25 protein-coding genes are annotated in these 26,562 nt (G+C 72.0%); 10 read left to right on the top strand and 15 right to left on the bottom strand.

Annotated elements, in window-relative coordinates; genetic code table 11:
• Positions 1–212: 212 nt before the first annotated feature.
• Genes BM041_RS30755 through hutU form a run of 4 tightly spaced genes read right to left on the bottom strand, consistent with a single transcriptional unit; the run spans position 213 to position 4,991 of the window.
• Positions 213–635 carry a PaaI family thioesterase gene (locus BM041_RS30755; RefSeq protein ID WP_092962199.1) on the bottom strand — a complete coding sequence of 141 codons (423 nt, stop codon included), beginning with the start codon at positions 633–635 and terminating at the stop codon, positions 213–215.
• The gene (hutI, locus tag BM041_RS22735) at positions 632–1,837 is read right to left on the bottom strand and encodes an imidazolonepropionase (RefSeq protein WP_092962198.1); all 1,206 of its coding nucleotides are present in this window, start codon (positions 1,835–1,837) and stop codon (positions 632–634) included. Before hutI ends, BM041_RS30755 begins: the two co-directional genes overlap by 4 nt.
• Positions 1,834–3,324 (bottom strand): histidine ammonia-lyase, encoded by a 1,491-nt coding sequence (hutH, locus tag BM041_RS22730; protein WP_092962197.1) that lies wholly within the window; start codon positions 3,322–3,324, stop codon positions 1,834–1,836. Before hutH ends, hutI begins: the two co-directional genes overlap by 4 nt.
• Positions 3,321–4,991 (bottom strand): urocanate hydratase, encoded by a 1,671-nt coding sequence (hutU, locus tag BM041_RS22725; RefSeq protein ID WP_092962196.1) that lies wholly within the window; start codon positions 4,989–4,991, stop codon positions 3,321–3,323. Before hutU ends, hutH begins: the two co-directional genes overlap by 4 nt.
• A 67-nt stretch (positions 4,992–5,058) precedes the next feature.
• Between hutU and BM041_RS22720 the strand changes: the two genes are divergently transcribed.
• Genes BM041_RS22720 through BM041_RS22705 form a run of 4 tightly spaced genes read left to right on the top strand, consistent with a single transcriptional unit; the run spans position 5,059 to position 8,767 of the window.
• Positions 5,059–5,766, top strand: coding sequence for a UTRA domain-containing protein (locus BM041_RS22720; RefSeq protein ID WP_092962195.1), 708 nt, complete (start codon positions 5,059–5,061; stop codon positions 5,764–5,766).
• Positions 5,767–5,808: 42 nt separating this feature from the next.
• Positions 5,809–7,179, top strand: coding sequence for a formimidoylglutamate deiminase (locus BM041_RS22715; protein WP_342713816.1), 1,371 nt, complete (start codon positions 5,809–5,811; stop codon positions 7,177–7,179).
• Entirely contained in the window at positions 7,176–7,931 is a 756-nt protein-coding gene (locus BM041_RS22710; RefSeq protein ID WP_092962194.1) for an SDR family NAD(P)-dependent oxidoreductase, read from the top strand. The genes BM041_RS22715 and BM041_RS22710 overlap by 4 nt, the downstream gene beginning before the upstream one ends.
• The gene (locus BM041_RS22705) at positions 7,928–8,767 is read left to right on the top strand and encodes a GNAT family N-acetyltransferase (protein ID WP_092962193.1); all 840 of its coding nucleotides are present in this window, start codon (positions 7,928–7,930) and stop codon (positions 8,765–8,767) included. The genes BM041_RS22710 and BM041_RS22705 overlap by 4 nt, the downstream gene beginning before the upstream one ends.
• Here BM041_RS22705 and BM041_RS22700 read toward each other — a convergent pair.
• Positions 8,764–10,116 (bottom strand): sensor histidine kinase, encoded by a 1,353-nt coding sequence (locus tag BM041_RS22700; RefSeq protein WP_092962192.1) that lies wholly within the window; start codon positions 10,114–10,116, stop codon positions 8,764–8,766. The genes BM041_RS22705 and BM041_RS22700 overlap by 4 nt on opposite strands.
• Positions 10,113–10,775: a response regulator transcription factor gene (locus BM041_RS22695; RefSeq protein ID WP_092962191.1), complete on the bottom strand. Its 663-nt coding sequence runs from the start codon at positions 10,773–10,775 to the stop codon at positions 10,113–10,115. The genes BM041_RS22700 and BM041_RS22695 overlap by 4 nt, the downstream gene beginning before the upstream one ends.
• Before the next feature lie 182 nt (positions 10,776–10,957).
• Between BM041_RS22695 and BM041_RS22690 the strand changes: the two genes are divergently transcribed.
• Entirely contained in the window at positions 10,958–11,959 is a 1,002-nt protein-coding gene (locus BM041_RS22690) for a class I SAM-dependent methyltransferase (RefSeq protein WP_217648815.1), read from the top strand.
• Between the two features lie 10 nt (positions 11,960–11,969).
• On the opposite strand, the gene BM041_RS22685 is transcribed toward BM041_RS22690, so the two are convergent.
• Positions 11,970–12,503 carry a lipocalin family protein gene (locus BM041_RS22685; protein ID WP_217648814.1) on the bottom strand — a complete coding sequence of 178 codons (534 nt, stop codon included), beginning with the start codon at positions 12,501–12,503 and terminating at the stop codon, positions 11,970–11,972.
• A gap of 4 nt (positions 12,504–12,507) precedes the next feature.
• The gene (locus BM041_RS22680; RefSeq protein ID WP_092962188.1) at positions 12,508–13,431 is read right to left on the bottom strand and encodes a polysaccharide deacetylase family protein; all 924 of its coding nucleotides are present in this window, start codon (positions 13,429–13,431) and stop codon (positions 12,508–12,510) included.
• A gap of 120 nt (positions 13,432–13,551) precedes the next feature.
• On the opposite strand from BM041_RS22680, the gene cydD reads away from it, so the two are divergent.
• Positions 13,552–15,228: a thiol reductant ABC exporter subunit CydD gene (gene cydD, locus BM041_RS22675; protein ID WP_092962187.1), complete on the top strand. Its 1,677-nt coding sequence runs from the start codon at positions 13,552–13,554 to the stop codon at positions 15,226–15,228.
• The gene (gene cydC / locus BM041_RS22670; RefSeq protein WP_092962186.1) at positions 15,225–16,880 is read left to right on the top strand and encodes a thiol reductant ABC exporter subunit CydC; all 1,656 of its coding nucleotides are present in this window, start codon (positions 15,225–15,227) and stop codon (positions 16,878–16,880) included. Before cydD ends, cydC begins: the two co-directional genes overlap by 4 nt.
• Positions 16,881–17,176: 296 nt before the next feature.
• Here cydC and BM041_RS22665 read toward each other — a convergent pair whose 3' ends face one another.
• From BM041_RS22665 to BM041_RS22650, 4 genes are all read right to left on the bottom strand, one after another.
• A complete protein-coding gene (locus BM041_RS22665) occupies positions 17,177–18,256 on the bottom strand; it encodes an asparaginase (protein WP_092962185.1) in 1,080 nt (359 codons plus the stop codon).
• Between the two features lie 97 nt (positions 18,257–18,353).
• A complete protein-coding gene (locus BM041_RS22660) occupies positions 18,354–19,289 on the bottom strand; it encodes an N-carbamoyl-D-amino-acid hydrolase (RefSeq protein WP_092962184.1) in 936 nt (311 codons plus the stop codon).
• Between the two features lie 42 nt (positions 19,290–19,331).
• The gene (locus tag BM041_RS22655) at positions 19,332–20,294 is read right to left on the bottom strand and encodes a Bug family tripartite tricarboxylate transporter substrate binding protein (RefSeq protein ID WP_175534100.1); all 963 of its coding nucleotides are present in this window, start codon (positions 20,292–20,294) and stop codon (positions 19,332–19,334) included.
• A 61-nt stretch (positions 20,295–20,355) separates the two neighbouring features.
• A complete protein-coding gene (locus BM041_RS22650; protein ID WP_092962182.1) occupies positions 20,356–20,748 on the bottom strand; it encodes a rhodanese-like domain-containing protein in 393 nt (130 codons plus the stop codon).
• 84 nt (positions 20,749–20,832) lie between these two features.
• On the opposite strand from BM041_RS22650, the gene ftrA reads away from it, so the two are divergent.
• Both ftrA and BM041_RS22640 read left to right on the top strand, forming a co-directional pair.
• Positions 20,833–21,804, top strand: coding sequence for a transcriptional regulator FtrA (gene ftrA, locus BM041_RS22645; RefSeq protein WP_217648813.1), 972 nt, complete (start codon positions 20,833–20,835; stop codon positions 21,802–21,804).
• A complete protein-coding gene (locus tag BM041_RS22640) occupies positions 21,801–22,280 on the top strand; it encodes a GNAT family N-acetyltransferase (RefSeq protein WP_175534099.1) in 480 nt (159 codons plus the stop codon). Before ftrA ends, BM041_RS22640 begins: the two co-directional genes overlap by 4 nt.
• An 8-nt stretch (positions 22,281–22,288) precedes the next feature.
• Here BM041_RS22640 and BM041_RS22635 read toward each other — a convergent pair whose 3' ends face one another.
• From BM041_RS22635 to BM041_RS22625, 3 genes are read right to left on the bottom strand one after another with little or no spacing between them, the layout of a single operon-like run.
• Positions 22,289–22,681 carry a VOC family protein gene (locus tag BM041_RS22635; protein WP_175534098.1) on the bottom strand — a complete coding sequence of 131 codons (393 nt, stop codon included), beginning with the start codon at positions 22,679–22,681 and terminating at the stop codon, positions 22,289–22,291.
• Positions 22,682–22,688: 7 nt separating this feature from the next.
• The gene (locus BM041_RS22630) at positions 22,689–23,945 is read right to left on the bottom strand and encodes a serine hydrolase domain-containing protein (protein WP_139226147.1); all 1,257 of its coding nucleotides are present in this window, start codon (positions 23,943–23,945) and stop codon (positions 22,689–22,691) included.
• 1 nt (position 23,946) lies between these two features.
• The gene (locus BM041_RS22625; protein WP_092962177.1) at positions 23,947–25,011 is read right to left on the bottom strand and encodes an isocitrate/isopropylmalate dehydrogenase family protein; all 1,065 of its coding nucleotides are present in this window, start codon (positions 25,009–25,011) and stop codon (positions 23,947–23,949) included.
• Between the two features lie 180 nt (positions 25,012–25,191).
• Between BM041_RS22625 and BM041_RS22620 the strand changes: the two genes are divergently transcribed.
• Positions 25,192–26,538 carry an RtcB family protein gene (locus BM041_RS22620; protein ID WP_217648812.1) on the top strand — a complete coding sequence of 449 codons (1,347 nt, stop codon included), beginning with the start codon at positions 25,192–25,194 and terminating at the stop codon, positions 26,536–26,538.
• The last annotated feature ends 24 nt before the right edge of the window (positions 26,539–26,562 follow it).

Raw genomic sequence — 26,562 nt, 5'->3', positions numbered from 1 at the left:
CAGACCTCCTTGTTCCGTCGCTGCGCGGGGGCGCGGCGGCTCAGTGGGAGGCCCGACATCGCGGGTGCCGGGGGGGCAGACCGCCAGAGGGGCCCGGGCCTCACATCAAAGGCTGGACCCGGCTTGTGACGATTTCAAGCCTGTAATGCGACACGGCTTGGTGTTTTATCGCAACGGGTTGGCTACCGCACCGCAGCGCGTTGACCAGGGATTCATCCGCGTCCCGAAAGCCGGGGAACCGCCGCCCAGCTTGTCGTCACATGGGCGCAGGGATCGGCCGAACCCTCCGCCCGCAGGGTGACTTCCCCGTAGGACAGCGTCCGCCCCTTCTTGATCACGCGCGCCTCCGCCAGCACCGCGCCGGGGGGTGGCGCGCGGAGGAAGGTGATGGAGAGGCTGGCGGTCAGGCTCTCATCCCGCCCCTCCGTCAGGGTCAGCAGCGCGGCCCACATCGCGACATCCGCCAGCCCCATCAAGGCGGGGCCGGAGACGGTGCCGCCGGGGCGCAGCAGATCGTCGCGCTGCGGCAGGCGGAGCAAGGCGCGCCCCTCCGCGGCTTCCAGCACCTCCACCCCCCAGGCGCCGGCCAGCGGCACGCCGGTACGGACGCGCTCCGTCAGTTCGGCGGGACTCACTGGCCCACCACAACGCGGCCGATACAGGGATTCCGACCCAGCCAGTAGCAGAGCTCCGCCGGCCGGCTGATGGCGAAGAGCGCCAGGTCGCAGCGCAGCCCCGGCGCCAGCGCGCCGCGATCGGAGAGGCCGAGCGCGGCGGCGGCATGGGTGGTGACGCCCGCCAGCGCCTCCGCCACCGTCAGCCGGAACAGGGTGCAGCCGAGGTTGAGCATCAGCAGGAGGTTGGGGGAGGGGCAGGAGCCCGGGTTGCAATCGGTCGCCAGCGCCATGCGCAGCCCCGCGGCGCGCATCGCGGCGATGTCCGGCGGGTGGGTTTCACGAATGAAATAGTAGGCGCCGGGCAGCAGCACGCCGACGGTGCCGGCCTTCGCCATGGCGGCGATGCCCTCGGCATTCGCATATTCGATGTGGTCGGCGGAGAGCGCGCCGTAGCGGGCGGAAAGCGCCGCGCCGCCATCATCCCGCAACTGGTCGGCGTGGAGCTTCACGGGTAGGCCGGCGGCCTTCGCGGCGTCGAAGACCCAGGATGTTTCCTCGGCGTCGAAGCCGATGACGCTGTCGGTGAAGGCGTCCACCGCGTCGGCCAGCCCCTCCGCCGCGATGGCGGGGAGGATGTCCTTCGCGACATGGCGGGCGAAATCGGCGCGGCGGCCCGGGTATTCCGGGGGCACGGCATGGGCGGCCAGCAGGCTCGTCAGCACCGAGACGGGCCGCTGCGCGGCCATGCGTCGCGCGGCGCGAAGCATCTGGGCCTCCGTCCCCAGGTCGAGGCCGTAGCCCGACTTGATCTCGACCGTCGTGACTCCCTGCGCCAGCAATTCGTCGAGGCGGGGGAGGGCGGAGGCGACCAGTTCCTCCTCCGTCGCCGCGCGCGTCGCCCTGACGGTGGAGAGGATGCCGCCGCCGGCCTTGGCGATGGCTTCGTAGCTGGCGCCTTCAAGGCGGAGTTCGAATTCGCGGGCGCGGTCGCCGGCGAAGACCAGATGGGTGTGGCAGTCGATCAGGCCGGGCAGGATCCAGGCGCCGTCGCAGCGGGTCGTGATGGCGGCACCATCGGGCAGGTCGCGGCGGCGGCCGACCCAGGCGATGCGGCCATCCTTCGCGGCGATGGCGCCATCCTCGATGATGCCGAGCGGATCGCCATCCCTGGCAACCATCGTGGCGACATGCGCATCGGTCCAGACGCGGTCGAAGCTCATGCGGGAAGGTCCACCAGCGACGCGAAGGCGCCATGCTGCACCAGGCGCTTCACCGCCGCCATGTCGGGCGCCATGAAGCGATCGGCATCCCAGGGCGCCGCCACGCCGCGCACCAATCCCTTCGCCTGCTCGATGGCGGCGGAGGAGCGCAAGGGCGCGTGGAAATCGAGGCCCTGCGCCGCGCAGAGCAACTCGATGGAGAGGATGGTGGCGAGGTTGTCGGCCATCTCCGCCAGGCGCAGCGCGGCGTTGGTCGCCATGCTGACATGGTCTTCCTGGTTGGCGCTGGTGGGCAGGCTGTCCACGCTGCGGGGCGTGGCCAGCGCGCGGTTTTCCGCCACCATCGCGGCGGCCGTGACCTGGGCGATCATGAAGCCGGAATTGATGCCGCCCTCCGCCACCAGGAAAGCGGGCAGGCCGGACAGGACGGGGTCCACCAGGAGTGCGATGCGGCGTTCGCTGATGGCGCCGATCTCCGCGATGGCGAGGGCGATGGTGTCGGCGGCGAAGGCCACAGGCTCCGCATGGAAATTGCCACCCGACAGCACATCGCCCTCCGCGGTCACCAGCGGGTTGTCGGTGACGGCGTTGGCCTCGCGGACGAGGACGGCGGCGGCGTTGTCCAGCAGGTCGAGGCAGGCGCCGGCGACCTGGGGCTGGCAGCGCAGGCAATAGGGGTCCTGCACTCGGCTGTCGCCTTCGCGGTGGCTGTCGCGGATGGCGCTGCCCGCCATCAGGGCGCGCAGCGTGGCGGCGCAGCGGATCTGGCCGGGCTGGTTGCGGAGCGCATGGATGCGGGCATCGAAGGGCGTGTCGGAACCGCGCGCGGCATCCACCGACATGGCACCCGCCATCAGCGCGGTGCGCAGCAGGTCCTGCGCGGCAAACAGGCCGGCCAGCGCGATGGCGGTCGAGACCTGCGTGCCGTTCAGCAGCGCGAGCCCTTCCTTCGGGCCGAGTTCCAGCGGCGCGATATTGGCCATGGCCAGCGCCTGGGTGCCGTCCAGCACCTGGTCGCCCTGGAACGCCTCGCCTTCGCCGATCAGAACGAGCGACATGTGGGCCAGTGGCGCGAGGTCCCCGGAGGCGCCGACGGAGCCCTTGGCGGGGATGGCGGGCAGGACATCGTGGCAGAGCAGCGCCAGCAGGCTGTCCACCACCACGGGGCGCACGCCGGAGGCGCCGCGCGACAGCGACATGGCCTTCAGCGCCAGCACCAGGCGGACGATGGGGGCGGGCAGGAAGGCGCCGGTGCCGGCGGCGTGGCTGCGCAGCAGGTTCAACTGCAATTGCCGCAGCCGGTCCGGCGCGATGCGGGTGGAGGCGAGCTTCCCGAAGCCGGTGTTGACGCCGTACAGCGCCTCCCCGGTCTGCAGCCGCCGCGCCAGCGCATCGGCGGAGGCTTGCGTGACGATGCGCCAATCCTGGGGGAGTTCAGGCTGCGCGCCGCCGGCGATGGCGCGCAGCGTGGCGAGTTGGGTCGTCATCGCGTCACCATCGGCAGATCGAGCCCCTGTTCGCGCGCGCAGTCGATCGCGATGTCGTAGCCCGCATCGGCGTGGCGCATCACGCCCGTGGCGGGGTCGTTCCACAGCACGCGGGCGAGGCGGCGGGCGGCGGCTTCGGTACCATCGGCGACGATGACCATGCCGGCATGTTGCGAGAATCCCATGCCGACGCCGCCGCCGTGATGCAATGACACCCAGGTGGCGCCGGACGCCGTGTTCAGCAGCGCGTTGAGCAAGGGCCAGTCGCTGACGGCATCCGATCCGTCGCGCATCGCCTCCGTCTCCCGGTTCGGGGAGGCCACGCTGCCGGAATCGAGGTGGTCGCGGCCGATGACGATGGGGCCGATTTCCCCCTTCGCGACCATCTCGTTGAAGGCGAGGCCGAGGCGGTCCCGCTGGCCGAGGCCGACCCAGCAGATGCGGGCGGGCAGCCCCTGGAAGGCGATGCGCTTCTGCGCCATGTCGAGCCAGTTGTGGAGGTGCTGGTCGTCGGGGATCAGTTCCTTCACCTTGGCATCCGTCCGGCGGATATCCTCCGGGTCGCCGGACAGCGCGGCCCAGCGGAAGGGGCCGACGCCGCGGCAGAACAGGGGCCGGATATAGGCGGGGACGAAACCAGGAAAATCGAAGGCGTTGGCGAGGCCTTCCTCCTTCGCCATCTGGCGGATGTTGTTGCCGTAATCCATGACGACGGAGCCCATCCGCTTGAAGTCCAGCATGGCCTGGACATGGCCGACCATCGACTTCTTCGCCGCCGCGGCGACGGCGGTGGGATCGCTCTCCCGCATCGCCTCCCATTTCTCCAGCGTCCAGCCGGCGGGGAGGTAGCCATTGGCGGGGTCGTGCGCGCTGGTCTGGTCAGTCACGATATCCGGCACCACGCCGCGGGCGACGAGTTCGGGAAAGATGGCGGCGGCGTTGCCGAGCAGGCCGACGCTGATCGCGCGGCCCTCCGCGCAGGCCGTGCGGATCATCGCCAGCGCTTCGTCCAGGCTTTCCGCGCGGTGGTCGAGGTAGCGGGTTTCCAGGCGCTTCTCGATGCGTGACGGCTGGCATTCGACGGCGAGGACCGAGGCTCCGGCGAAGACGCCGGCCAGCGGCTGCGCGCCGCCCATGCCGCCGAGGCCGGCCGTCAGGATCCATTTGCCCCTGAGGCTGCCGCCGAAATGCTGGCGGCCGGCCTCGACGAAGGTCTCATAGGTGCCCTGAACGATGCCCTGGCTGCCGATGTAGATCCAGGAACCGGCCGTCATCTGGCCGTACATCATCAGGCCCTTGCGATCGAGTTCGTTGAAATGTTCCCAGCTGGCCCAGCGGGGGACCAGGTTGGAATTGGCGATCAGCACGCGGGGCGCGTCGCTATGGGTACGGAAGACGCCGACGGGTTTTCCCGATTGCACCAGCAGGGTTTCGTCGTCGTTGAGACGCTTCAGCGTGTGGATGATGCGCTCATAGCTGTCCCAGTCGCGGGCGGCGCGGCCGATGCCGCCATAGACGACCAAATCGCCCGGCTTCTCCGCCACCTCATCGTCGAGGTTGTTCATCAGCATCCGCATCGCCGCCTCCGTCGTCCAGTGACGGCAGGAGAGGTCGAGGCCGCGCGGGGCGCGGATGGCGGGGGCGTTGCGGCGGCGCGGGTCGGCCATGGCGGGGCTCCGTGATCGTGGGAACAGCATTGCCGATGCCTCGGATTATGTCTAGACATAATGCGCCATGCCCAGACCCCGCCATACCGCCATCCGTGAGCAGATCGAGGGGCTGATCCTCTCGGGCGTGCTGAAGCCCGGGGATCGGGTGCCGTCGGAGCAGGAGCTGGTGGCGGAGCATGGCGTGGCGCGGATGACCGTCAGCCGCGCCCTGTCCGACCTGGTGGCGGCGGGGCTGGTGGTGCGGCGGCGGAAGGCGGGCAGCTTCGTGGCGGCGCCGCCATCCGAGGAAAAACTGCTGGGCGTGCCCGACATGCGGGAGACGCTGCCGGGCCACGCCCATGCGGTGCTGAAGCGGGCGGTGCGGGTGGCGAGCGGGGCGGATCGCGCGCGGCTGGGGGCTCTGCCGAAGGGGGCGCGGGTGCTGGCGCTGCTGGTGCGGCATGACAGCCAAGGCGTGCCGGCGGCGATGGAGGACAGGCTGGTCAGCCTGGATGCCGTGCCGGAAGCGGCGGGGGAGAGTTTTGTCGAGGCGCCGCCCGGCACCTGGCTGCTGGAACGCGTGCCCTGGACGGAAGCCGAGCATCGCATCCGCGCGGCGGCCGCCGATACCGGGATGGCGGCCATGCTGGGGATGGCGGCGGGCGCGCCCTGCCTGGTGATGGAACGCCGGACCTGGCGGGGCGACCAGCCGGTGACGGCGGCGCGCATCACCTGGCCGGGGGACCGGCATGAGGTGACGGTGCGGTCCTCGCGCGGCCCGTTGCGCGGTTGACGTGAATCGGCCATGCGGGATGGGTTCAGGGGGGATGCTTCCATGATGACGCGGCGCTTCATCGCGACCGACGCGCTGCTGCCGGGTGGCTGGGCGCGGGATGTGATGGTCGAGGTCGATGGCGCGGGCTGGATCACCGCCGTGACGCCAGGCTTCGCGGGGCCGCAGGGCACGGCGCGGCGGCTGCACGGCCATGTCGTGCCGGGGGTGCCGAACCTGCATTCCCACGCCTTCCAGCGCGCCATGGCCGGCGGCGCGGAACGGCGCAGCCCGGAGGGGCGCGACAGTTTCTGGACCTGGCGGGAGACGATGTACCGCTTCGTCGGGCTGTTCACGCCGGAGGATGCGGAAGCCGTCGCCGCGCAGCTCTACGCGGAATTGCTGGAGCACGGATTCACGGGAATCTGCGAATTCCACTATCTGCACCACCAGCCCGATGGCACGCCCTATGACGACCCCGCCGAGATGGCGAAGCGGCATGTCGCGGCGGCTCGGCGCACGGGGATCGGCATGACGATGCTGCCTTCCCTGTACCGCCATGGCGGCATCTTCGGGCTGGAGCCCCATGCGGGGCAGCGGCGCTTCCTCAATGACCTCGACGGTTTCGCGCGGATCGTGGAGGGGGCGCGGGAGGAAGCGGGCGATGATCCGCAGATGACGGTCGGGCTGGCGCCGCACAGCCTGCGCGCCTGCACGCCGGCGATGATCCGCAAGATCGCGGGCTATGACGGGCCCATCCACATCCATGCGGCCGAACAGCCGAAGGAGGTGGAGGAATGCATCGCCGTCACGGGCAAGCGGCCGGTGCGCTGGATCCTCGACAGCCTGCCGGTGGATGAACGCTGGGTGCTGATCCATGCGACGCACATGGATGACGGGGAAGTGGAAGAACTGGCGAAGACGGGGGCGGTGGCGGGGCTTTGTCCCTCGACCGAGGCGTCGCTGGGGGATGGAACGTTTGCGCTGACGAAGTTCCTCGCGGCGGGCGGGCGGTTCGGGATCGGGACGGACAGCCATGTGGGGACGGCGCCGCGCGACGAACTCCGCCAGCTGGAGACGAGCCAGCGGCTGCGCGACCATGCGCGGGCGGTGGCGACGGGCGCGGCCAACCCGCATCCCGGGCGGACGCTGCTGGAGGGCGCGCTGGCCGGCGGCGCGCAGGCGAGCGGGCGGAAGATCGGCGCCATCGCGCCGGGGATGCGGGCTGACCTGGTGGAACTCGACACGGCGCATCCGACGCTGGTGGGGCGCCAGGGCGATGGGCTGCTGGATGCCTGGGTGTTCAGCGGGCAGGGCAACCCGGTGCGGACGGTGGTCTGCGGCGGGCGCGTGGTGGTGGAAGCCGGGCGGCATGTGGACGCCATGCCGATCGGGGAGCAGTTTGCGCGGACAATGCGGAGATTGCTGGCATGAGTGGTCAACTGGCGGGGCAGGTCGCGATCATCACCGGCGGCAGCAGGGGCATCGGGCGGGAGATGGCGCTGCTCTTCGCGCGCGAAGGCGCGGATATCGCCTTCTGCCACCTCGATGACGAAGCCGGCGCGGCGGAGGTCGCGGGCGGGATCGCGGCGCTCGGGCGGCGGGCCTTTCATCGATCGGTCGACGTCGCGGACAGTGACGGGCTGCGTGGCTTCATCCGCGATGCGGAAGCGGCGCTCGGGCCCTGCGACGTGCTGTGCAGCAATGCGGGGATGAACCTCCGCGGGCCGTTCGAGACGCTGCCCGACGAGCATTTCGACCGCGTCATCGCCGTGCATGTGAAGGCGGCCTGGGTCAGCGCCAAGGCGGTGTGGGACGGGATGGCGGCGCGCGGGCGCGGGCGGATCATCGTCACGGCGTCGCAGCTGGCCTTCAAGGGCGGCATCGGGATCGTGCCCTATGTCACCGCCAAGGCCGCGCTGGTCGGCTTCGTCCGCGCCCTGTCGCGGGAGGGCGCGCCGAAGGGGATTCTCGTCAATGCCATCGCGCCGGGGCCGGTGACGACTGACCTTACGGCGCAACTCGGCGAGGGCTGGGCGGAACGCACCGGCGCGGGGCTGCCGATCGGGCGCGTCGGCAAGCCGGCGGAGATCGCGGCGGCGGCGCTGCTGCTGGCCTCCTCGCCCGGTGGGGATTTCTTCGTCGGCGCGACGATTTCCCCCAATGGCGGGGATGTCATGCATTGAGCACGGTCCGCACGCTGACGCCGGCGGAAGCCGCGACCGCCGTCGAATGGGCGGCGGCGGAGGGGTGGAATCCGGGGCTGTCGGACCTGGCCTGCTTCCTGGCGCAGGATCCCGGGTTGTTCCTGGCGGTGGAGGAGGGGGGGCGGCTCGCTTCCGTCATCGCCGCCACGCGGTATGGCGCGGATTTCGGCTTCATCGGCTTCTACATCGCGCGGCCGGAAGTGCGGGGCCAGGGCCTCGGCATCCATGTGTGGCAGGCGGCGATGGACCGGCTTTCGGGCCGCCTGGTCGGGCTGGATGGCGTGGTGGCGCAGCAGGCGAATTACCGGAAATCCGGCTTTTCCCTGGCCTGGAACAACATCCGGTTCGGCGGCGTGCCCGTCGGCGTCACGGCCTCCGCGCCGGATGTGGTGGAGGCCGCCGCCGTGCCCTTCGCGGCGCTGGCCGCGCTGGACCGGTCCGTGTTCCCGGCGACGCGCGAGGCGTTCCTCCGATCCTGGCTGACGGCGCCGGGGCATGTCGCGCTGGCGGTGCTGCGGGGTGGCGCTGTGGCGGGCTTCGGGGTGATCCGCCCGGCGCGGGAGGGGCACAAGATCGGGCCCCTGGTCGCGGAGGATCGGGGCGTCGCGGAACGGCTGCTGGCGGCGCTGATCGCGCGCGTGCCAGCGGGTGACGCGGTGTTCCTGGACGTGGCGGAGCCGCAGCGTGACGCGGTGGCGCTGGCGGAGGGGCTGGGCCTCAAGCCTGTCTTCGAGACGGCGCGCATGTACACCGGCCCGGCGCCGGCGGTGCGGATGGACCGGCTGTTCGGGGTGACCACCTTCGAACTGGGCTAGTTCTGGGAAGGCAGGGAGATCCGCACGCGCAAGCCTCCCTGCGCCGCTTCCTCCAGCCGCAATGCGCCGCCATAGGCGCGGATGATGTCATCGGCGATGGCCAGGCCGAGGCCCGTGCCGCTGCGATCGGGGTCGAGCCTGACGCCCCGTGCCAGCGCGGCGGCGCGGTGCTGCGCGGGGATGCCGGGGCCGTCATCCTCGATCAGCAGCACCACGGCGCCCGGCTCCGCCGTGGCGGTGATGCACACCTCGCTCCGCGCCCAATGCGCCGCATTCTCCAGCAGCGCGCCGAGCAGCTCCGTCAGGTCGCCCTCATCCACCGGGGCCAGCAGGGCGGGCGGGATCGCCTGCCGCCAGGCCAGGTCGCCGCCGGCCGGCATCCGGGCCAGCGCGCCGGCGATGCGCGCGACGGCGGGGGCCAGCGGCGTCGGGCCGCTGCGGGGGCCGGGGCCGCGGATATGGGCGCGGGCCAGTTCGCGGGTGATCCGCGCATCGATGCCCGCGGTCACCGCCTCGATCGCCGCGGCGGCCTCGGCCTCTCCCCGCTCGCGCAACTCCCGCGTCCGGGCGCCCAGCAGGGCGAGCGGCGTGCGCAGCCCATGCGCCAGGTCCGCCGCGCGTTCGCGCGCCAGGCGGGTGCTGTGGCGCTGCGCATCCAGCATCCCGTCGAAATCGGCGGCCAGCCCCTCCAGCTCCGCCGGCAGGGCGCCGCCCAGCCGGTCCCGCCGCCCGGCCCGCAGATCCCGCAGCGCCTGCCGGGCGCGCTGGACGGGCCAGAGCGCGATGGCCCCCTGCAGGGCGAAGGCGGCCATCAGCCCGGCGCCGATGCTGGCCAGCACCGGCAGCAGGTCCATCACGAAGGCCCGGTTGGCGGCTTCCATCACCTTGCGGTCCATCGCCACGGCGACACGGTAGCCGGCCGGCGCGCCGGCGCCGTTCGCCACGCGCCGTTCCAGCACGATCATCTTGCCGCGCTCCGGCCCGATGACGATGTGGCGGTGCCGGTCGCCGGCGCGCAGCGAATCCGCGGGCAGCGGGATCTCGAACCCCGCCAGGGACGGGGATCGCAGCACCGTGCCGGTCTCGTCATGCCGGACCTGCCAGTAGAGGCCGGACAGCGGTTCCTGGAAGCGGGGATCGGGCAGCGGCTGCACCGTGAGCGTCGCGCTGCCGTCCTGCGCCGCCAGGACGCGGACGAGGAAGCGGAGATCCGCATCCAGCTCCGCCAGCATCTCCCGCTCCACATGCCGTTCGAACAGGCCCTGCACGGCACCACCGACCGCGCCGGCGGCGGCCAGCGCCGTCACCACCGCGACGATGGCGAAGCGCGCGCGCAGCGATCGCGTCACGGCCCGTCGCCGATCACATAGCCATGGCCGCGCCGGGTGCGGATGGCGGTGGTGCCGACCTTCCGGCGCAGGCGGGCGACCAGCGCCTCCACCGCATTGTCGCCACGCTCCGCTTCCTCCGCATACAAATGCTCGGTCAGTTCCGTCTGGTGCACGGCGCGGCCGGGGTGGTGCATGAGGTAGGCGAGCAGCCGGAATTCGAGGGGCGTCAACTCCACCTGTTCCCCGCCGCTTGTCAGGCGCCGCGCCCGCAGGTCCAGCACCAGGTCGCCGGCGCGCAGCGTGTTGGTGGCGCGGCCGGCGGAGCGGCGCAGCACCGCGCGCAGCCGGGCGAGCAGCTCCTCCATCGCGAAGGGCTTGACGATGTAGTCGTCGGCGCCCGCGTCGATCGCCTCCACCCGGGTGGCCCAGGCGCCGCGGGCGGACAGGACCAGGATGGGAAAGGCGACGCCTTCCGCCCGCCAGCGGCGGATCAGGGAAAGCCCGTCCATGCCGGGCAGGCCGAGGTCGAGGATGGCGGCGTCGAAGGGCTCCACCCCGCCGCGCTGCCAGGCGGCCGCGCCATCCGCCGAGTGTTCCGCCGCGAAGCCGGCGGCCGCCAGGGCGCGCAGCAGGTCCTGCGCGATGCCGGCCTCATCCTCCACCACCAGAACCCGCATCGTGCCGCCTTGCCTTCCCCCTGCTTCGCGCCCGGGCCTTGTGTGGCACGGCGACGCCCCGCCTGCCGTAGACGAGCGTTCCTGACACCTCGTATCCGGGCGTCGCTGACGCCACGCTGACAAGGCGCGTCAGCGACGCGGGGCGCCGCGCTGCTACCCCGCCGCGCATGTCTTACCCATCCATGAAGATCGGCGCGCGCATCCCGGCAAGCCCCTGCCGGCTGTGCGGCGGCACGGAACGCCAGGTGCTGGCGACGCGCGGGCGGGGGCTGGAGCCCCTGACCACGGTGGTCTGCCGGGGCTGCGGCCTGGTCAGCCACCATCCGCTGCCCGATCCCGCCGCCGTCGCCGCCTTCTACGCCACGCGCTACCGCGTCGCCTACAAGGGGGGATGGGAGCCGAAGCGCAAGCACGCGCTGCGGGCGCTGCGCGGCGCCATCGCGCGGGCGGGCCGGCTGGCGCCGCTGCTGAAGCCGGGGGCGCGGGTGCTGGATGTGGGCGCATCCTCCGGCGAGTTCACCTATGTCATGGAGCGCGCGGGCTTCGAGGCGCGGGGGATCGAACCCAATCTCGGCTATGGCGATTTCGCGCGCCGGACCTATGGCGTGGCGGTGCAGACCGGCGGGATGGAGGAGGCGGCGGTCGCGCCCGGGAGCCTCGACCTCGTCACGCTGAACCATGTGCTGGAACACCTGGCCGATCCCTGGGATGCGCTGGCGCGGATCGAGGGATGGCTGGCGCCGGGCGGGCTGCTGTTCATCGAGGTGCCGAACCTGCTGGGCGTGCGCAAGCAGGCGGCGAATACCTTTCACGGCGCGCATATCTGGAACTTCACGCCGCAGACCCTGGCGCTGGTCGCCTGGCAGGCGGGCTTCGCCACGCTGACGGCGGCGGAGCGGGAGGGCACGTCCATGGTGCTGCGCCGCCGCCATGAGGACGATTCGCCGCCGCTCGGCGCCGATGCCGCGCTGGCGGAACGGCTGGCCGTGCAGGTCGCGACCACCGGCAGCCCGCTGCGCTACCTGCTGTCCGGCGCGCCGATCCGGCGGCGGGTGGACCGGCTGCGGCGGAACATCGGGGAACGCCTGGTCTGCGGGCGGCATGACTCCGTGCGCGCCATGGCCGATGCGCTGCTGGACGGCGCGCTGCCGTCGCCGCGGGGGCGGGACGGGGTGGCGGGGTGAGGGGGCGGCGCTATTCGCGCCTCAACCTCTCCACCTCAAATCCCTGTCCCCGCGCCACCTCAACCGCCGCCGTGTAATCCGCCTCGATCATCGCCGCCGTCCGCGACAGCACCCACAGGAAATTCCGCCCCGGCGCGCCCACCACGGCCCAGCGGTAGTCCGGGTCCAGCCCGATCACCCAGTAGTCGCCGTAGAAGGGCCAGAAGAAGGTCACCCGCAGCTTCGCGTTGCCGCTGGCGTCCACGGCATAGGCGCTGGCCGTCGCGGCGACTTCCTCGCCGCGCGCATCGCGGCAGCGATTGACCACGCCGATCGTGCCGTCCGGCCGCGCCGTGTAGGTCGCGGTGGTGTTGGTGCAGGCGCGGCCGCCGCCATCCTGGAAGCGGTTGGGGAAGCGGGCGATCTCGTGCCAGGTGCCGGCGTAGCGGGCCAGGTCCACCTGCGCGACCGTCGCGGGGGGCGGCTCCGCCGGCGGTGTCGCGCAGGCGGCGAGCAGCAGGGGCAGGGCGAGCAGCAGGCGGCGGATCACGGGCGGGACTCCCACGGTTTCATTCCTCAACGCGCGGATCGCCGGGAACGATCCCGGGCGGCAGATTGGCCACATGATCGAAAATGGCGCCGGCGGTGGTGATCCAGACCTGGTCGCGGTGCTGCGCAATTTCGGAAAGGGCCCGCCGCAGGTGCCGCATCCGGTGGGGCTGGCCGATGATGTAGGGGTGCAGCGCGATGCCCATCACCTGGGGGAGGCCGTCCCGCACCTGGCGCAGGCGCTCATGGAAGTCGTCGAGGATCATGGCCGCGAAGGCGTCGCCGCCATCCTTGCGGCCGACGATGGCGGGGATGTCGTTCACCTCCTGCGGGTAGGGCATGGCCAGCAGGGGGGCGCCGCGCGTCCGCATCCAGACCGGCGCGTCATCGGCGCACCAGTTCATGGTGTAGCGATAGCCGGCCTCGGCCAGCAGGTCCGGCGTCGTGCGGCTCTCCGCGATCCAGGGGCTGAGCCAGCCGCGCGGGGCCGTGCCCTCGGCGGCCAGGATGGCGGCTGTCGAGTCGGCGATGAGGCGCGCTTCCTCGGCTTCCGGCAGCACCGACTGGCGTTCGGAATTGGTGCGGCCATGGCCCGCCATCTCATCGCCCCGGGCGCGGTGGGCGGCGACCAGATCCGGCGCGTAGTCATACATCGCGCTGTTCAGCAGCAGGGTGGCGGGCAGGTTCAGTTCATCCAGCGTTTCCAGCAGCCGCCAGGCGCCGACGCGGTTGCCGTAGTCCCGCCAGGCGAAGTTGAGCACGTCCGGCTGCGGGCCGCCGGGGGCCAGTTCGGCGCCCAGGCCCTCCCCGAAGGCGAAATGCTCCAGGTTGACGCCGAGATAGACCGCCAGCTTCCCGCCATTCGGCCAGGCATAGGGGGTGCGGCCGCGCCAGGCGGCATAGTCGTAGCGTCCATGCGTCGGCAGCGGCGGGGGGGGCAGCATCGGGCACTCCGGCGATCGGTCGCCGCGGAGGTGGGTCATTTCGCCGGAACCGGCAACCCCGAGAAAACGCGGGCGCGGGTGGGATGACCGTTTCCCGCGACTGGCCTATGGTCCGCGACAATGGGACGGGTCAGACAGGGTGAGGGGGCGGCCGGGGCGCTGCTGCGGCGGGAAGCGCGCGCGGCGCGGTCGCATCTCGCGGTGCCGCTGGTGCTGGGCATCGGCCAGGTCGCGGTGGGGATCGGCCAGGCCTGGCTGATCGCGCTGCTGATCGCGCGGCTACTGGGAATCGGCGATGCGGGCTGGGCCGAACTGGCGGCGGCCGGCGCGCTGGCGCTGCTCTCGGCCGCGATCGGCATCGCCCAGGAACGCGCCCTGATCGCGGCGGGGGAAGCTGCCAAGACCCGCCTGCGCAACCAGGCCTTCGCGCGGCTGCTGGCGACGGGGGCGGAGGACCAGCGCCCGGTCGGCGAACGCGCCGCCCTGGTGGTGGACCGGATCGAGGCGCTGGAAGGTTTTCTCACGCGCTGGCTGCCGGCGGCGATGCTCGCCATGGCGGGGCCGGCGCTGGTGGCGGCCGCCGCCTTTTCCGTCGATGCGACATCGGGCGCGATCCTGCTGGTGGCGGGGCTCCTGGTGCCGGTCGCGATGGCGGTCACGGGCATCGGCGCGGCGCAGGCCAGCCGGAAGCAGTTCTCCGCGCTGGACCGGCTTTCGGGCCGCTTCCTCGACCGGATGCGCGGGCTGCCGACGCTGGTGCTGTTCCGGCAGCAGGAGGCGGAGGCGACTTCGCTGCGCGTCGCAGCGGATGAACTCCGCGGGCGGACCATGCGGGTGCTGCGGGTGGCGTTCCTGTCCTCCGCGTCGCTGGAGGCGCTGGCCGCGGCGGCGATCGCGTGCCTGGCGATCCGGCACGGGGCGGTGCTCGGCCTGACGCATCCGGACCCCGCCGGGGCGATCTTCTGCCTGCTGCTGGTGCCGGCCTTCTTCGCGCCTTTGCGCGCCTTCTCCCAGGCCTATCACGAACGCCTGGCGGCGCGCGGTGCCGCCGCCGAACTGGCGCCGCTGCTGGAAGACGATGGCGCGTCGCCCGGCTACCGGCTGGAGGAAGTGCCGAACAAGCTGGTCGTCACCTTCCAGGATGTGAAGCTGACCTACGACCCCGCCCGCCCGCCGGCGCTGGACGGGCTCAGTTTCCGCGTGATGCCCGGGGAGACGCTGGTGCTGGCCGGGCCGTCGGGCGCGGGCAAATCCTCCGTCCTGCGGCTGCTGATGGGCTTCCGGCGGCCGGATTCCGGGCGCATCGCCTTCAACGGGCAGGATGCGACGCTGCTCGCCCCCGCCGAATTGCGGCGGCTCTGCGCCTATGTCGGCCAGCGCGCGCATCTGTTCCGCGGCACGCTGCGGGAGAACATCGCCTTGGCCCGCCCCGATGCCACGCCGGCGGAGGTGGAGGCGGCGGCGGAGGCGGCGCGGGTGATGGATTTCGCCCGCGGCCTGACGCAGGGGCTGGATACGATGGTGGGGGAGGGCGGCTTCGGCCTCTCCGGCGGGCAGGCGCAGCGCGTGGCCGTCGCCCGCGCCTTCCTGCGCGACACGCCGCTGGTGCTGCTGGATGAACCGACGGCGCATCTGGACCCGGGGACGGAGGCCGAGGTGCTGGACAGCATCCGGCGCCTGTGTGCCGGGCGCACCGCCATCATCGCCACCCATTCCCGCGTCGCGCAGCGCACGCTGGGACGGGTGCTGGAGATCGAGGCCGGGCGCGCCGTGGGCACGAGGATGGCGGGCGAATGAACGCCGATCTGTTGCGGGTGCTCGGGCTGTGGCGCAGCCGCGGCTGGTGGCTGGTGGCTGGGCTGTCCATGGCCTGCGCGGCGTCGCTGGCGGGGCTGGCGCTGCTGGCGCTGGCGGGGCGCGGCGTGGCGGAAGGCGTGACGCCCGCCGCGATCTTCGCCGGCAGCGCGGCGGCCTTCTTCTGGCTGCGGCCCGTGGTGATCCTGCGGCCGGTGTTCCGCTATCTCGAACGCCTCGTCACCCATGCCGCGACCTTCCGGGCGCTGGCGGATACGCGGGTGTGGTTCTTCCGGCGCCTGGCGGAACGCCTGCCGGCGGGGCTCGGCTTCCGGCGGGCCGGGGATCTGCTGGGGCGGCTGGTCTCCGACATCGATGCGCTGGACCGCGTCTATCTCGGCGCCATCGTGCCGGGCGTGGCGGCGCTGGCGGCGGTGCTGGCCATCACCGTGGTGCTGGGGGCGGTGTCGCTGCCGCTGGCGGCGCTGGTCTGCGTGCCACTCGCCCTCGCCTTGCTGCTGCCGCCGCTGCTGGCGCCCGGCGCGGCCGCGGCCGGGGAACGGGTGGCGGTGGCGCAGGGATCGCTGCGCGCCGCCGTGGTCGATCCCCTGACCGGCATCGAGGATACGCTGGCCGCCGGCGCCGAAGGGCGCGCCGCGGCCCGCGCCCACCAGGAAGGCACGGCCCTGGCCGCGGCGCAGCGCGCCCTGTCCCGCCGCGCGGCCTATGGCGGGGCTGCGGGGATGCTGCTGACCCAGGCCGCGATGCTCGGCGCGCTGGCCTATGGCCTGGCGGCGGGGGATACGGGCGTGGCGGCGGCGGTGCTGGGCCTGTTCCTCGCCACCGCCGCGGCGGAAGCCTTCGGCCTGCTGCCCCGCGCCGGCGCCGCCCTGGCCGCGGCCGGCGCCAGCGCGCGACGGCTGTTCGAGGCCGCGGACCAGGCGGCGCCCGTCGCCGAACCCACGTCACCCGCCGCCCTCCCCAAGGGCCATGCCATCAAGGTGGAGGGCCTGTCCTTCGCCTGGGCGCCGGACCGGCCGCCGGTCTTCGACGGCCTCGACCTCGATGTGCCGGAAGGCGCGCGGGTGGCGCTGCTCGGGCCCTCCGGCATCGGCAAGTCGACCCTGACCTCGCTCCTGCTGAAGCTCGCCGCGCCGCAGGGCGGGCGGATCACGCTGGGGGGCGTGGATATCGCGACGCTATCCGCCGACAGTGTCCGGTCCCGCATCGCCTGCCTGACGCAGGATGCGCGGCTGTTCGACGACAGCATCGAGGACAACCTCCGCCTCGCCCGCCCGGACGCGCCGGAAGCGGACCTCTGGCAGGCGCTGGACCGCGCCGGGATCGGGGAGATGGTGCGCGGCCTGCCCGAGGGACTCGCCACGCGCTGCGGGGAAGCTGGTGCCCGCTTCTCCGGCGGGCAGGCGCGGCGCCTGGCGCTTGCCCGCGCGTTGCTCACCGACGCGCCCGTGCTGATCCTGGACGAACCGGCCGCGGGACTCGACGCGGAAACCGAACGCGCCTTCCTGGAAACACTGGGCGAAGCCACCCAGGGCCGCAGCGTGATCCTGATCGTACACCGCCTGATCGGCGTCGAACGCCCGCACCGGATTCTGAGGCTGGCGGCGGGGCGTGCGCTGCCGGCGATGGGGTAGCCCGGCGAGGGGCGCTGCCCCTCGCGCTCCCCGCAAAGGGGCAGCGGCCCCTTTGAACCCCCTTCATGGGAATAGGGGAGAGGGGCCGGAACGCCCGCCTGTTCAGCGGTGGCGCAAGCCCCTCTCCCCTATTCCCATCAACTTGGAGTCCAGAGGCCCGCTGGCCTCTGGTGGGGGGTGCCGGGGGGCAACGCCCCCTGGCGAGCCACCAGCGCGACACGGCCCGCGCCCCCGCCGTCCGGCCCTCGCTCCCCAACGGGGACGGCCGGGGGGGTGCGGGCCTCGCGCCCTGTCCCTTACGGGAAGAGCGCTTCCTTCACGCCGCCCATCCAGAAGGCCAGGCTGGCTTCGGTGGGGGTGGTCGGCACGGGGGTTTCCAGAACGATTTCCGTGCGGTTGCCGCCGGCGCCGTTGCTGTTGGGAACCGGCGGTTCCACCAGCTGGATCAGCGCCTCGGCCTCCGCTTCCGGCATCACGCCGAAATGGCCGAGCATGCGGGCCAGGACGCCCCACTTCACGCGGCTGCCGCCGTCCGCGACCTTGATCGCGAAGCCGAGGCCGCGTTCCGGCGCGGCGGCGAGCAGGTAGCCCTCCGCCCCGCCCTTCAGCACGACCTTGCCCTTGGCGGCGCGGACGAGGCGGGAGGTGGCGGCATCCATGCCGGAGAGGTGGTCGGGGTGGTTCGTCATGGCGCGGACCACGCGCTTGGCGGCGGCGCGGCGGGCGCTGTTGGCGGACCAGCCGACGGCCAGGCGCGCCATGGCGGTCGCCATGTCCCGCATCGGCACGGCGGCGGCGGGCAGGCCGCAATGGTCGTAGCCCATCGGCAGCTTGCGGGCGTCCCGGCCGAGATATTCGCTCAGCACGTCCATGTAGAGAAGCTGCGCGGGGTTGGCGGGGTTGGCGTAGTCCAGCCCGGCGCCGAGCTGCCTGGCCACCGACAGGAAGCCGCAATGCTTGCCGGAGCAGTTGTGGAAGATGCGGCGGGGGCCGCCGGCCTGGCAGGCGGCGACGATGTCGCCCTGCGCGCGCGGCAGCGCCGGATCGCAGACGAGGGCGGATTCATCCAGCCCGAGGCGGCCCAGCCAATCCTCGACCAGCGCCACCTGGAAGGGTTCCGCGCCGTGGGAGGCGCAGGCCATGGCGATGTGTTCGTCGCTGAGACCCAGCGCATCCGCCGCGCCGCTTTCGATCAGGCCGATGGCCTGGAAGGGCTTGAGCGAGGAGCGCGGGAAGGTGACGGTCCCGGCATCGCCCCAGCAGCCGACCAGGCGGCCGTCGATGTTGGTGACGACAACCGCGCCGCTGTGCACGCTTTCAACCGCCGGCCCGCGCCATATCCGCGCAAGCTCAACGAAGTCCGTTGCATCTGTCATTGGGGGAGGTTTCCTTGAGTCGGCATGCACCGGCGGCGGAACGTCCACCGCGACGGCAGGAGTGCCACAAAACCGGGCACGCCGAACAGGATGATTTTCAGTCTGGCGGCAAGGAACCCGTTCTTTCGACGATCATCCCATAATGTTCGGGTCGCCGGTGGCGGGCGAAGTTGAACATCGTTTCCTTGTAGGGCGTGCAGGCATCGAGGTCGCAGGCCGCCATCACCAGCTCATCCCCCCGGCCCAGCGCCTGCGCGACGATCTGGCCGGAGGGGGCGATGATGCAGGACCCGCCGATCTGCATGATGCCTTCCTCCACGCCGGCCTTGGCCACGCAGACCGCCCAGGTGCCGTTGGCGTAGCAGCCCGCCTGCATGGAGAGGTGGTTGTGGAAATCCTGCAGCGGGTCCGTCTGCGGCATGGCGGGGTCGTGCTGGGGCGTGTTGTAGCCCAGCATCACCATCTCCGTCCCTTGCAGGCCGAGCACGCGCCAGGCTTCGGGCCAGCGGCGGTCGTTGCAGATCATCAGGCCCATCACGCCGCCCATGGTGCGCCAGGCGCGCCAGCCGAGGTCGCCGATCTCGAAATAGCGCTTCTCCAGGTTCTGGAAGGGGCGCCAGGGTTCGTGCCCGGCATGCCCGGGCAGGTGGATTTTTCGATACTTGCCGATGATGGCGCCGGATTTGTCGACCAGGATCGCCGTGTTGAAGCGGCGCTTGCGGCCCTGTTCGTGCGCGAGTTCGCAGTAGCCGAGGTGGAAGCCGATCTTCAGGCGCTTCGCCTCGGCGAAGAGGGGCGCGGTCTCGTTGGACGGCATCGCCGTCTCGAACCATGAATCGAGCTCCGCCTCATCCTCGATCCACCAATGCGGGAAGAAGGCGGTCAGCGCGGCTTCGGGATAGACGATGATGTCGGCGCCGCGCGCGGCGGCGTCGCGCATCAGCACCAGCAGGCGTTCGACGACCTGCGCGCGGGTTTCGCTGCGGGGAATGGGGCCGAGCTGCGCGGCGGCCATGGTCACGATGCGGGGCAAGGCTGGCGCTCTCCGATGCGGATGCGCCAGCCTGCACCGGGTTCAGTCGGCCGTCACCTTGGCGGCGCGGACGACGGGGCCCCAGCGGTCGAATTCCTCCCGCACGAAGGCATCGGTGCGGGCGGGATCCATCCAGATCGGCTCGCTGGCCAGATCCACCAGGCGCTGCTTCATGGCATCGGCGTCGAGGATGCGGCGCATCTCCTCCGCCAGGCGGTCCACGATGGGGCGCGGCAGGCCGCGCGGGCCGAACAGGCCGGTCCAGCTCCGCACCGCATAGCCCGGCACGCCCTGTTCCGCGATGGTCGGGATGTCCGGGCGGAAGCGCACCCTTTCGCTGGTGCCGACGCCGATGATGCGAAGGCGCCCGGACTGCGCCGGGCCGATCACGGTCGGCAGATTCATGAAGGCCATGGGGATGGTGCCGGCGATGAGGTCGGTCGCGACGGGCCCGCCTCCGCGATAGGGCACATGGACCATCTCGACGTTGTTGAGCATCCTGAACAGCTCCCCCGCCAGGTGGTTGGAGGAGGCGGTGCCGGAGGAGCCGAAGGACAGGCCGCCGGGCGTCGCACGGATGCGCGCGAGCAGTTCGGCGACCGTGGTGATGCCGGTGGCGGGGTTCACCGCCAGCACGTTCGGCACATCCACCATCATGGCGATGCCGGTCAGCACCTGCCGCACATCATAGCCCAGGTCCGGGGAGACGAGGGGGTGGAAGACGTGGTTGGAGGCGGAGGAGATCAGCAGCGTGTAGCCATCCGGCCGCGCGCGCACGACCTGGCCCATGCCGATGGAGCCGCCGCCGCCGGCGCGGTTTTCCACCACCACGGACTGGCCGAGCCGTTCCGCCAGCATCGGCGCGACGAGCCGCGCGGTGACGTCGTTGGACCCGCCCGGCGCCCAGGGGACGACCAGGGTGATGGGGCGGTTCGGCCAATTGTCCTGCGCCTGCGCGATGGCGGGCAGCAGCAGGGGGGTGGCGAGCAGCGCGCGGCGCAGCATGGACGGCCTCCGTGGGTTGTTGGGGCCGCGCATAACCTTTCGGGACGCCGCGCGCCAGCGGTCAGCGCGCGGCCGCGAACCCCTCATCCAGCCAGCCCGTCCAGCCGCCGATCATCATCTTCACCGGCCGGCCGAGCGCGGCCAGCGCCGCCGCCGCCTTGTCCGCGCCGTTGCAGTGCGGGCCGGCGCAATAGACGACGAAGAGGGTGTCGGCGGGCCAGGCTTGCATCCGTTCGGCCGTCATCTCCCGCCGCGGCAGGTTCAGCGCGCCGGGAACATGGCCGCGGGCGAAGGCGTTGGGGCCGCGGACATCGAGCAGGACGAAGCCGGGATCGGCGGCCTTCATCGCGGTGTGGACATCGTCGCAATCGGTCTCGAAGCCCAGCTTGGCGGCGAAGTGGCGGGCTGCCTCCGCGCTGGGGGCGGCGGGGGTTTCGGTGACGGGGTTGGGCATCGGGGCCTCCGGGGTTGGCGGCGGCAGGGTGGCGCTGCACGGTCCGGGTGACGACTGGCCTGGATGCCATGTATCGTCAGGATCATGCCAAGTGGTCTGCACAACAGGCTCGTCGTCGCGCTGGCCTATGACGGGCTCTGCACCTTCGAATTCGGCCTGGCGGTGGAGGTCTTCGGCCTGGACCGGCCGGAGATGGGGCCGGGCTGGTACCGCTTCACCGTGGCGGGGGAGCGCGCCGGGCCGCTGCGGGCGGCGGGCGGCGTGACCGTGACGGCGGAGGCGGGGCTCGACCTGCTGGCGCAGGCGGGGACCGTGGTGGTGCCGGGCTGGCGGGGGATCGAGGCGCCGGTGCCCGACGCGGTCTGCGACGCGCTGCGCGGGGCGCATGCGGCCGGCGCGCGGGTGATGTCGCTGTGTTCGGGGATCGTCGTGCTGGCCGCGGCGGGGCTGCTGGATGGCCAGCGCTGCACCACCCATTGGCGCTACGCGGAAGCGCTGGCGGCGCGGTTTCCGGCGCTGCGCGTCGATCCCGCGGTGCTCTATGTCGATGGCGGCCAGGTGCTGACGGCGGCGGGCAGCGCGGCGGGGCTCGACCTGTGCCTGCATCTCGTGCGCCGCGATTTCGGCGCGGAGGCCGCGAACAGCGTGGCGCGGCGGCTTGTGGTGCCACCGCAGCGGGAGGGCGGGCAGGCGCAGTTCATCCCCCGCCCGGTGCCGCCGCGCCCTGGCACAAGGCTGGCGCCGCTGCTGGATGCGATGCGCGCGACGATCGGGCAGGACTGGCCGCTGGAGCGGATGGCGGCGGAAGGCGCGCTGAGCCTCCGCAGCCTGCATCGCCGCTTCGTGGAGGCGACGGGGATGGCGCCCGGCGCCTGGCTGCTGGCGGAACGCGTGGCGCGCGCGCAGGAATTGCTGGAGACGAGCGACCTGCCGATGGAGGATGTGGCGATGCAGGCTGGCTTCGGCACGGCGGCGACGCTGCGGCTGCATTTCCGGGCCAGGACGGGAACGAGCCCGACGGCGTGGCGGGGGCGGTTTGGAAGGCGGGCCGCGTGAGGGAGGAAGCCAATTCCGGCCTTCACGTCGCAAGTGTGACGCCGGCAACGCTGGACGCGGCGGTGGCCTTGCTCGTGCGCTTCTTCCGCGAAGAAGGCTTCGCCACGCCGCCCGATCGGGTGCGGCAGAATGCCGCGCTGATTGCCGCCGATCAGCATCACTGGATCGGTCTCGCGACTCTCGACGCGGCGCCCGTTGGCGTCGTCACCGTCACCACCGCGCTCTATGTCGAATGGGGCCGGCTGGGCGAGATCGGTGATCTCTATGTCGCGCCGGAGAGCCGGCGGCGCGGCGTCGCGCAGGCGCTCCTCGATGCCGCGGAGCGCCGCTGTGCCGGGCTTGGCTGTTCGTCGCTCTCCGTCGTGGTGACGCGGGACGGGGAAGCGCGGCACGGGCTGCACGCCTTCTATGCGCGGCAGGGCTTCCTTGGCGATGGTCGCCAGGTGCTGACCCGTCCACTGGGCAAGCGGCGATGACCGGCGCCTCAGTACTCCGCGTAGAGTTCGATGATGTTGTCCTCGGGATCGCGCAGGAACAGCGTGCGGTGGCGCCAATGCGGCAGGTCCGTCGGTGGACGCAGGATCGGCACGCCGCGTTCGACCAACGTCATGTGCCAGGCGTCGATGGCATCGAGCGGCACGCGGAAGGCCAATTGCACCGCCGCCGTTCCGCGGGGCAGGGGGCCATCGTCACAGACGGACCAGGCGCCGCGCGGCCTCAGCGTGAGCAGCGTGGAGCCGAGGCGGAAGCTCACCCAGTCCTGCCGGTCCTCCGCCACCTCTAAACCCATGATGTCGGTATAGAAGGCGCGCGTCTGCTCCATGCGGCTGCAAGGGATGACGGCGTAGTCCAGCTTGGCGATGCCGCCTGGACTCATCGCATTCTCACCCCACCGCCCGCCGCACCCCGTTCCACAACGCCACCGCATCCGCGCCGCCCTGGTCGCGCGATGAGGGTCGCACCGCGGTATGCGCCATGACCAACTGGCTGCGGGGATGCACGAAGATCACTTGGCCGCGCACGCCCTGGAGGGCGAAGCTCTCGCGGTCCGGGAAGATCCAGGTCTGGTAGCCATAGCCGTAGAAGCGCGTGGCCTGCGCCACATGGGCGCGGGTCATGGCGGCGACCCAGGCCTCCGGCACCGCCTGGCGGCCGGATGGCGTGGCGCCGCCGCGGGCCATCAGCAGGCCGAGCCGCGCATAGTCCCGCAGCACGGCATTCACCCCCATGTAGCCGAGCTCCGTGCCGGCGGCGTCGGTCAGCCAGCTCGCAGTCGCCTCCGCGCCCATCGGCGCCCAGACGCGCTCCGCCAGCACGGCGGATAGCGCCCTTCCGAGGGCGGCGCGGAGGACGAGGGCCAGCACATAGGTCTCGGAGGAGGCGTAGTAGAAGCGCGCGCCGGGCGCGGCGATGCGGGTGTTGAAGGGGGCGAGCGCGGCGGGGCCGCCGGCGCTGGCGCGGAACAGCGTGTTGCGGCCGAGGATCGCGTTGTCGTCGTTGCCGTCATACTCCTCCCGGAACTGCACGCCCGACGACATGGTCAGCAGGTGGCGGAGCGGCGTCGCGCCGTATTCGGTGCCCGCCAGGCCCGGCACATGGGCGGAGGCCGGCGCATCCAGGCTGCCGATCGCGCCTTCCGCCTGCGCGATGCCGACCAGCAGCGCCGTCACCGTCTTGGCCATGGAGAAGCTGGCGAAGCGATGCGAGGGTGTGCGGGCATACTGGTAGCGCTCCACCAGGATCGTGTCGCCCTTCGCGATCAGCAGGCCGGTGGCGGGATTGCGGTCGAGGTAGCCGTCGATGTCGTAGCGCCCGCCGCCCAGCACGGCGGCGCCTTCATAGCCGATGGCGGGCTCCGATGCGGCGCGGCGCCAGGGCGCGGGCGTGCCGGCGGGGATCGGGGTGGCGGGGAAGATGTCGTCGTTGCGCGACAGGCCATCCACCACGGTCGCAGGCTGCACCCAGTTGCGGGCGGTGGCGCGGGTGAAGCCGCCATCGGCCTGGGCGTAGAAGGCCAGGTTCGGCCCGCCGGCGCGCGTGCCGATGCCGTTGGCGAAGGTGAAGGGCGTGCCGCCATTCGCCGCGCCGGTGCAGCGCGTGAGGAGCAGCGCGGGCAAAGCGAGGAGGGCGCGGCGCCGCATCTCAGCCCTCCAGCCTGGCGGCCAGCGCCTGGCCGAAGGCCCGCGTGCCCATCGGGCCGCCGAGGTCCACCGTGCGCGTGGCGGGGTCCGCCAGCAGCGCATCCACCGCATCGTTGATCGCGCGCGCGGCGGCGCCGGCGGCCGCGTTGCCGCGCCGCTTCTCATGCCATTCGAGGAGCATCGCGGCGGAGAGGATCAGGGAGACGGGGTTGGCCTTGTCCTGCCCGGCGATGTCCGGCGCGCTGCCATGCTGGGCCTGGGCGCAACAGAGGACCTCATTCTCGTTGGTGGAACCCGCGAGGCCGAGGCCCCCCGACAATTCGGAGGCGAGGTCGGAGAGGATGTCGGCGTGGAAGTTGGTGGCCACCAGCACGTCGAAGCGCTGGGGGTCGCGCACCAGGATGGCGGCGCAGGCATCGACGATGATCTCGTCCAGCACCACATCAGGGAAGCGCGCCGCGACCTCCCGCACGCAGCGCAGCCAGAAGCCGTCCGTCACGATGAAGGTATTGGCCTTGTGCACCGCGGTCACCTTGCGGCGGCGGATGCGGGCCAGTTCGAAGGCGCGTTCCGCGATGCGGATGCAGGCGTGGCGCGTCAGCTTGCGCATGGAGATCGCGACATCCGGCGTCGGCATGAATTCGCCGCTGCCCTGGAACATGTTGCGGTCGGGGTAGAAGCCTTCCGTCGCCTCCCGCATGATGACGAGGTCCAGCGGCTGGTGGCCGCGGCCGAGGCCCGGGCGCGTGCGCGCGGGGCGGACATTGGCGTAGAGGTCCATGCCGACACGGAAGGCGGCGGAGACGTTGACGCCACCCTTGTCCTTCGTGGGGTAGTCGAGATGGCTGATGGGGCCGAGGATCACGCCATCGCAGGTCTTCGCGGCCTCCATGACGGAAGCGGGCAGCGTGGTGCCCTGGCTCGCCAGCGTCTTCAGGCCGATCTCGTGGAAGTCGTAGGTCAGGCCTAGGCCGAAGCGCGCATCGGCGGCGCGGAGCACATGGAGGGTGGCGTCCGTGATCTCCGGCCCGATGCCGTCGCCGGGCAGCACGATGAAGCGGGGCATGGCGTTTCCCTGTGGTGGTTACGACAAGGCTAGGGCGGTTCCGCGGCGCTGTGAATGCAGGCGCGGATTTTCGTTGCATCGGGCGACGCATCGCGTGTAGAGCGCGCGCCCCGCACCGCTGGTGCGGCAGCAGCAGGCCGGAACGGTCTGGCCTGCGATCACCTCGAAGGAATGAGTAACGTGACCCGCCGTCCCGATCCGTTGGAGGAACGCGCCCGCGCCCTGGCTCTCGAAGCCGGGCAGGACCCCGAAGCCCGCGTGGAGAACCCGCTGAAGCCCGGCAAGACCATGCCGGCCTGGACGCTGTTCCGCGACGCCGCGCGCGCGCGCCTGAACCAGGCGCGCATCGCCGAAGCCGCGCTGAACATCGCCGAGCAGCCGGCGCGCTTCCGCGATTCTCCGCTGTCGATCTTCGGGGATCATGAGGAGGCGACCATCGGACAGATGCGCAACTGCCTGCGTGTTGGCCATGCGGTGGCGGGCGTGCTCTGCGCGGATGGGCATCTCGGCTACGCGCAGCCCGTGGGCGGCGTGATCGCCTATGAAGGGCAGGTCAGCATCTCCGGCGTCGGCTTCGACATCGGCTGCGGCAACATGGCCGTGCGGCTCGACACGCCCTTCGCGGCGATCGAGCAGCGCGTGCCGCAGATCCTGTCCGACATCCGCGGCGCCATCAGCTTCGGCGTCGGCCGCGCGAATGGGGAGCGGGTGGAGCACGCCCTGCTGGACGATGACGCGGCGTGGGAGGCATCGGGCATGCGCGACTATCGCCAGAAGGCGGCCGCGCAGCTCGGCACCGTGGGCGGCGGCAACCATTATGTGGACCTGATGCGGGACGAGGAGGGCTTCGTCTGGATCGGGGTGCATTTCGGCAGCCGCGGCCTCGGCCATACCAGCGCGACGCATTACCTCAAGCTCGCCGGCGGGAAGGATGGCATCCATGTGCCGCCGACCGTGGTGGCGGAGGATGGGGAGCTTGGCGTCCGCTACCTCGCCGCGATGGAGCTGGCCGGGCGCTATGCCTATGCCGGGCGGGAATGGGTGGTGGAACGCGTGCGCCGGATCATCGGCGGCGCGGTCACGGACAGCGTCCACAACCACCACAACTACGCCTGGCGGGAGGAGCATGGCGGCCGGTCGCTCTGGGTGGTGCGGAAGGGCGCGACGCCGGCCTTCCCGGGCCAGCGGGGCTTCGTCGGCGGGTCCATGGGCGATGACGCCGTGATCGTGGAGGGGGTGGAGAGCGAGGCATCGCGCCGCGCGCTCTATTCCACCATCCACGGCGCGGGGCGGCTTTTCGGCCGGAAGGAGGCGAAGCGGCGCTTCACCCAGGCGCAGATGGAAACCTGGTTGAAGGATCGCGGCGTGCTGCTCTCCGGCGGGGAGCTGGACGAAAGCCCGATGGCCTATCGCCGCCTGCCCGAGGTGCTGGCGCATCACGAGGGCACGGTGGTGGTGCGCCATCGCCTGCGGCCCTTCGCGGTGGCCATGGCCGGGGAGGGGGAGTTCGACCCCTTCAAGGACTGAGGCGCGCGGGGCGGCGGGGGAGAC

The organism is Falsiroseomonas stagni DSM 19981, assembly GCF_900114315.1.
In the GTDB taxonomy this organism is placed as follows: Bacteria; Pseudomonadota; Alphaproteobacteria; order Acetobacterales; family Acetobacteraceae; genus Falsiroseomonas; species Falsiroseomonas stagni.
Note: the sequence above shows the minus strand (reverse complement) of the source record. Positions and strands in the feature narration are given on the sequence as shown.

Excerpts from the sequence above, each read along its gene's own strand:
- hutH (WP_092962197.1), bottom strand. The coding sequence starts at position 3,324 with ATGACGACCCAACTCGCCACGCTGCGCGCCATCGCCGGCGGCGCGCAG.
- hutU (WP_092962196.1), bottom strand. The coding sequence starts at position 4,991 with ATGGCCGACCCGCGCCGCCGCAACGCCCCCGCCATCCGCGCCCCGCGC.
- BM041_RS22655 (WP_175534100.1), bottom strand. The coding sequence starts at position 20,294 with ATGCTGCGCCGCGCGCTGCTCGCCACCCCCCTGCTGCTGCCCGCCATC.
- BM041_RS22680 (WP_092962188.1), bottom strand. The coding sequence starts at position 13,431 with ATGCTGCCCCCCCCGCCGCTGCCGACGCATGGACGCTACGACTATGCC.
- cydD (WP_092962187.1), top strand. The coding sequence starts at position 13,552 with ATGGGACGGGTCAGACAGGGTGAGGGGGCGGCCGGGGCGCTGCTGCGG.
- BM041_RS22715 (WP_342713816.1), top strand. The coding sequence starts at position 5,809 with ATGATGACGCGGCGCTTCATCGCGACCGACGCGCTGCTGCCGGGTGGC.
- BM041_RS22690 (WP_217648815.1), top strand. The coding sequence starts at position 10,958 with ATGAAGATCGGCGCGCGCATCCCGGCAAGCCCCTGCCGGCTGTGCGGC.
- BM041_RS22650 (WP_092962182.1), bottom strand. The coding sequence starts at position 20,748 with ATGCCCAACCCCGTCACCGAAACCCCCGCCGCCCCCAGCGCGGAGGCA.
- BM041_RS22710 (WP_092962194.1), top strand. The coding sequence starts at position 7,176 with ATGAGTGGTCAACTGGCGGGGCAGGTCGCGATCATCACCGGCGGCAGC.
- ftrA (WP_217648813.1), top strand. The coding sequence starts at position 20,833 with ATGCCAAGTGGTCTGCACAACAGGCTCGTCGTCGCGCTGGCCTATGAC.
- BM041_RS22625 (WP_092962177.1), bottom strand. The coding sequence starts at position 25,011 with ATGCCCCGCTTCATCGTGCTGCCCGGCGACGGCATCGGGCCGGAGATC.
- BM041_RS22665 (WP_092962185.1), bottom strand. The coding sequence starts at position 18,256 with ATGACAGATGCAACGGACTTCGTTGAGCTTGCGCGGATATGGCGCGGG.
- cydC (WP_092962186.1), top strand. The coding sequence starts at position 15,225 with ATGAACGCCGATCTGTTGCGGGTGCTCGGGCTGTGGCGCAGCCGCGGC.
- hutI (WP_092962198.1), bottom strand. The coding sequence starts at position 1,837 with ATGAGCTTCGACCGCGTCTGGACCGATGCGCATGTCGCCACGATGGTT.
- BM041_RS22720 (WP_092962195.1), top strand. The coding sequence starts at position 5,059 with ATGCCCAGACCCCGCCATACCGCCATCCGTGAGCAGATCGAGGGGCTG.
- BM041_RS22630 (WP_139226147.1), bottom strand. The coding sequence starts at position 23,945 with ATGCGGCGCCGCGCCCTCCTCGCTTTGCCCGCGCTGCTCCTCACGCGC.
- BM041_RS22695 (WP_092962191.1), bottom strand. The coding sequence starts at position 10,775 with ATGCGGGTTCTGGTGGTGGAGGATGAGGCCGGCATCGCGCAGGACCTG.
- BM041_RS22635 (WP_175534098.1), bottom strand. The coding sequence starts at position 22,681 with ATGAGTCCAGGCGGCATCGCCAAGCTGGACTACGCCGTCATCCCTTGC.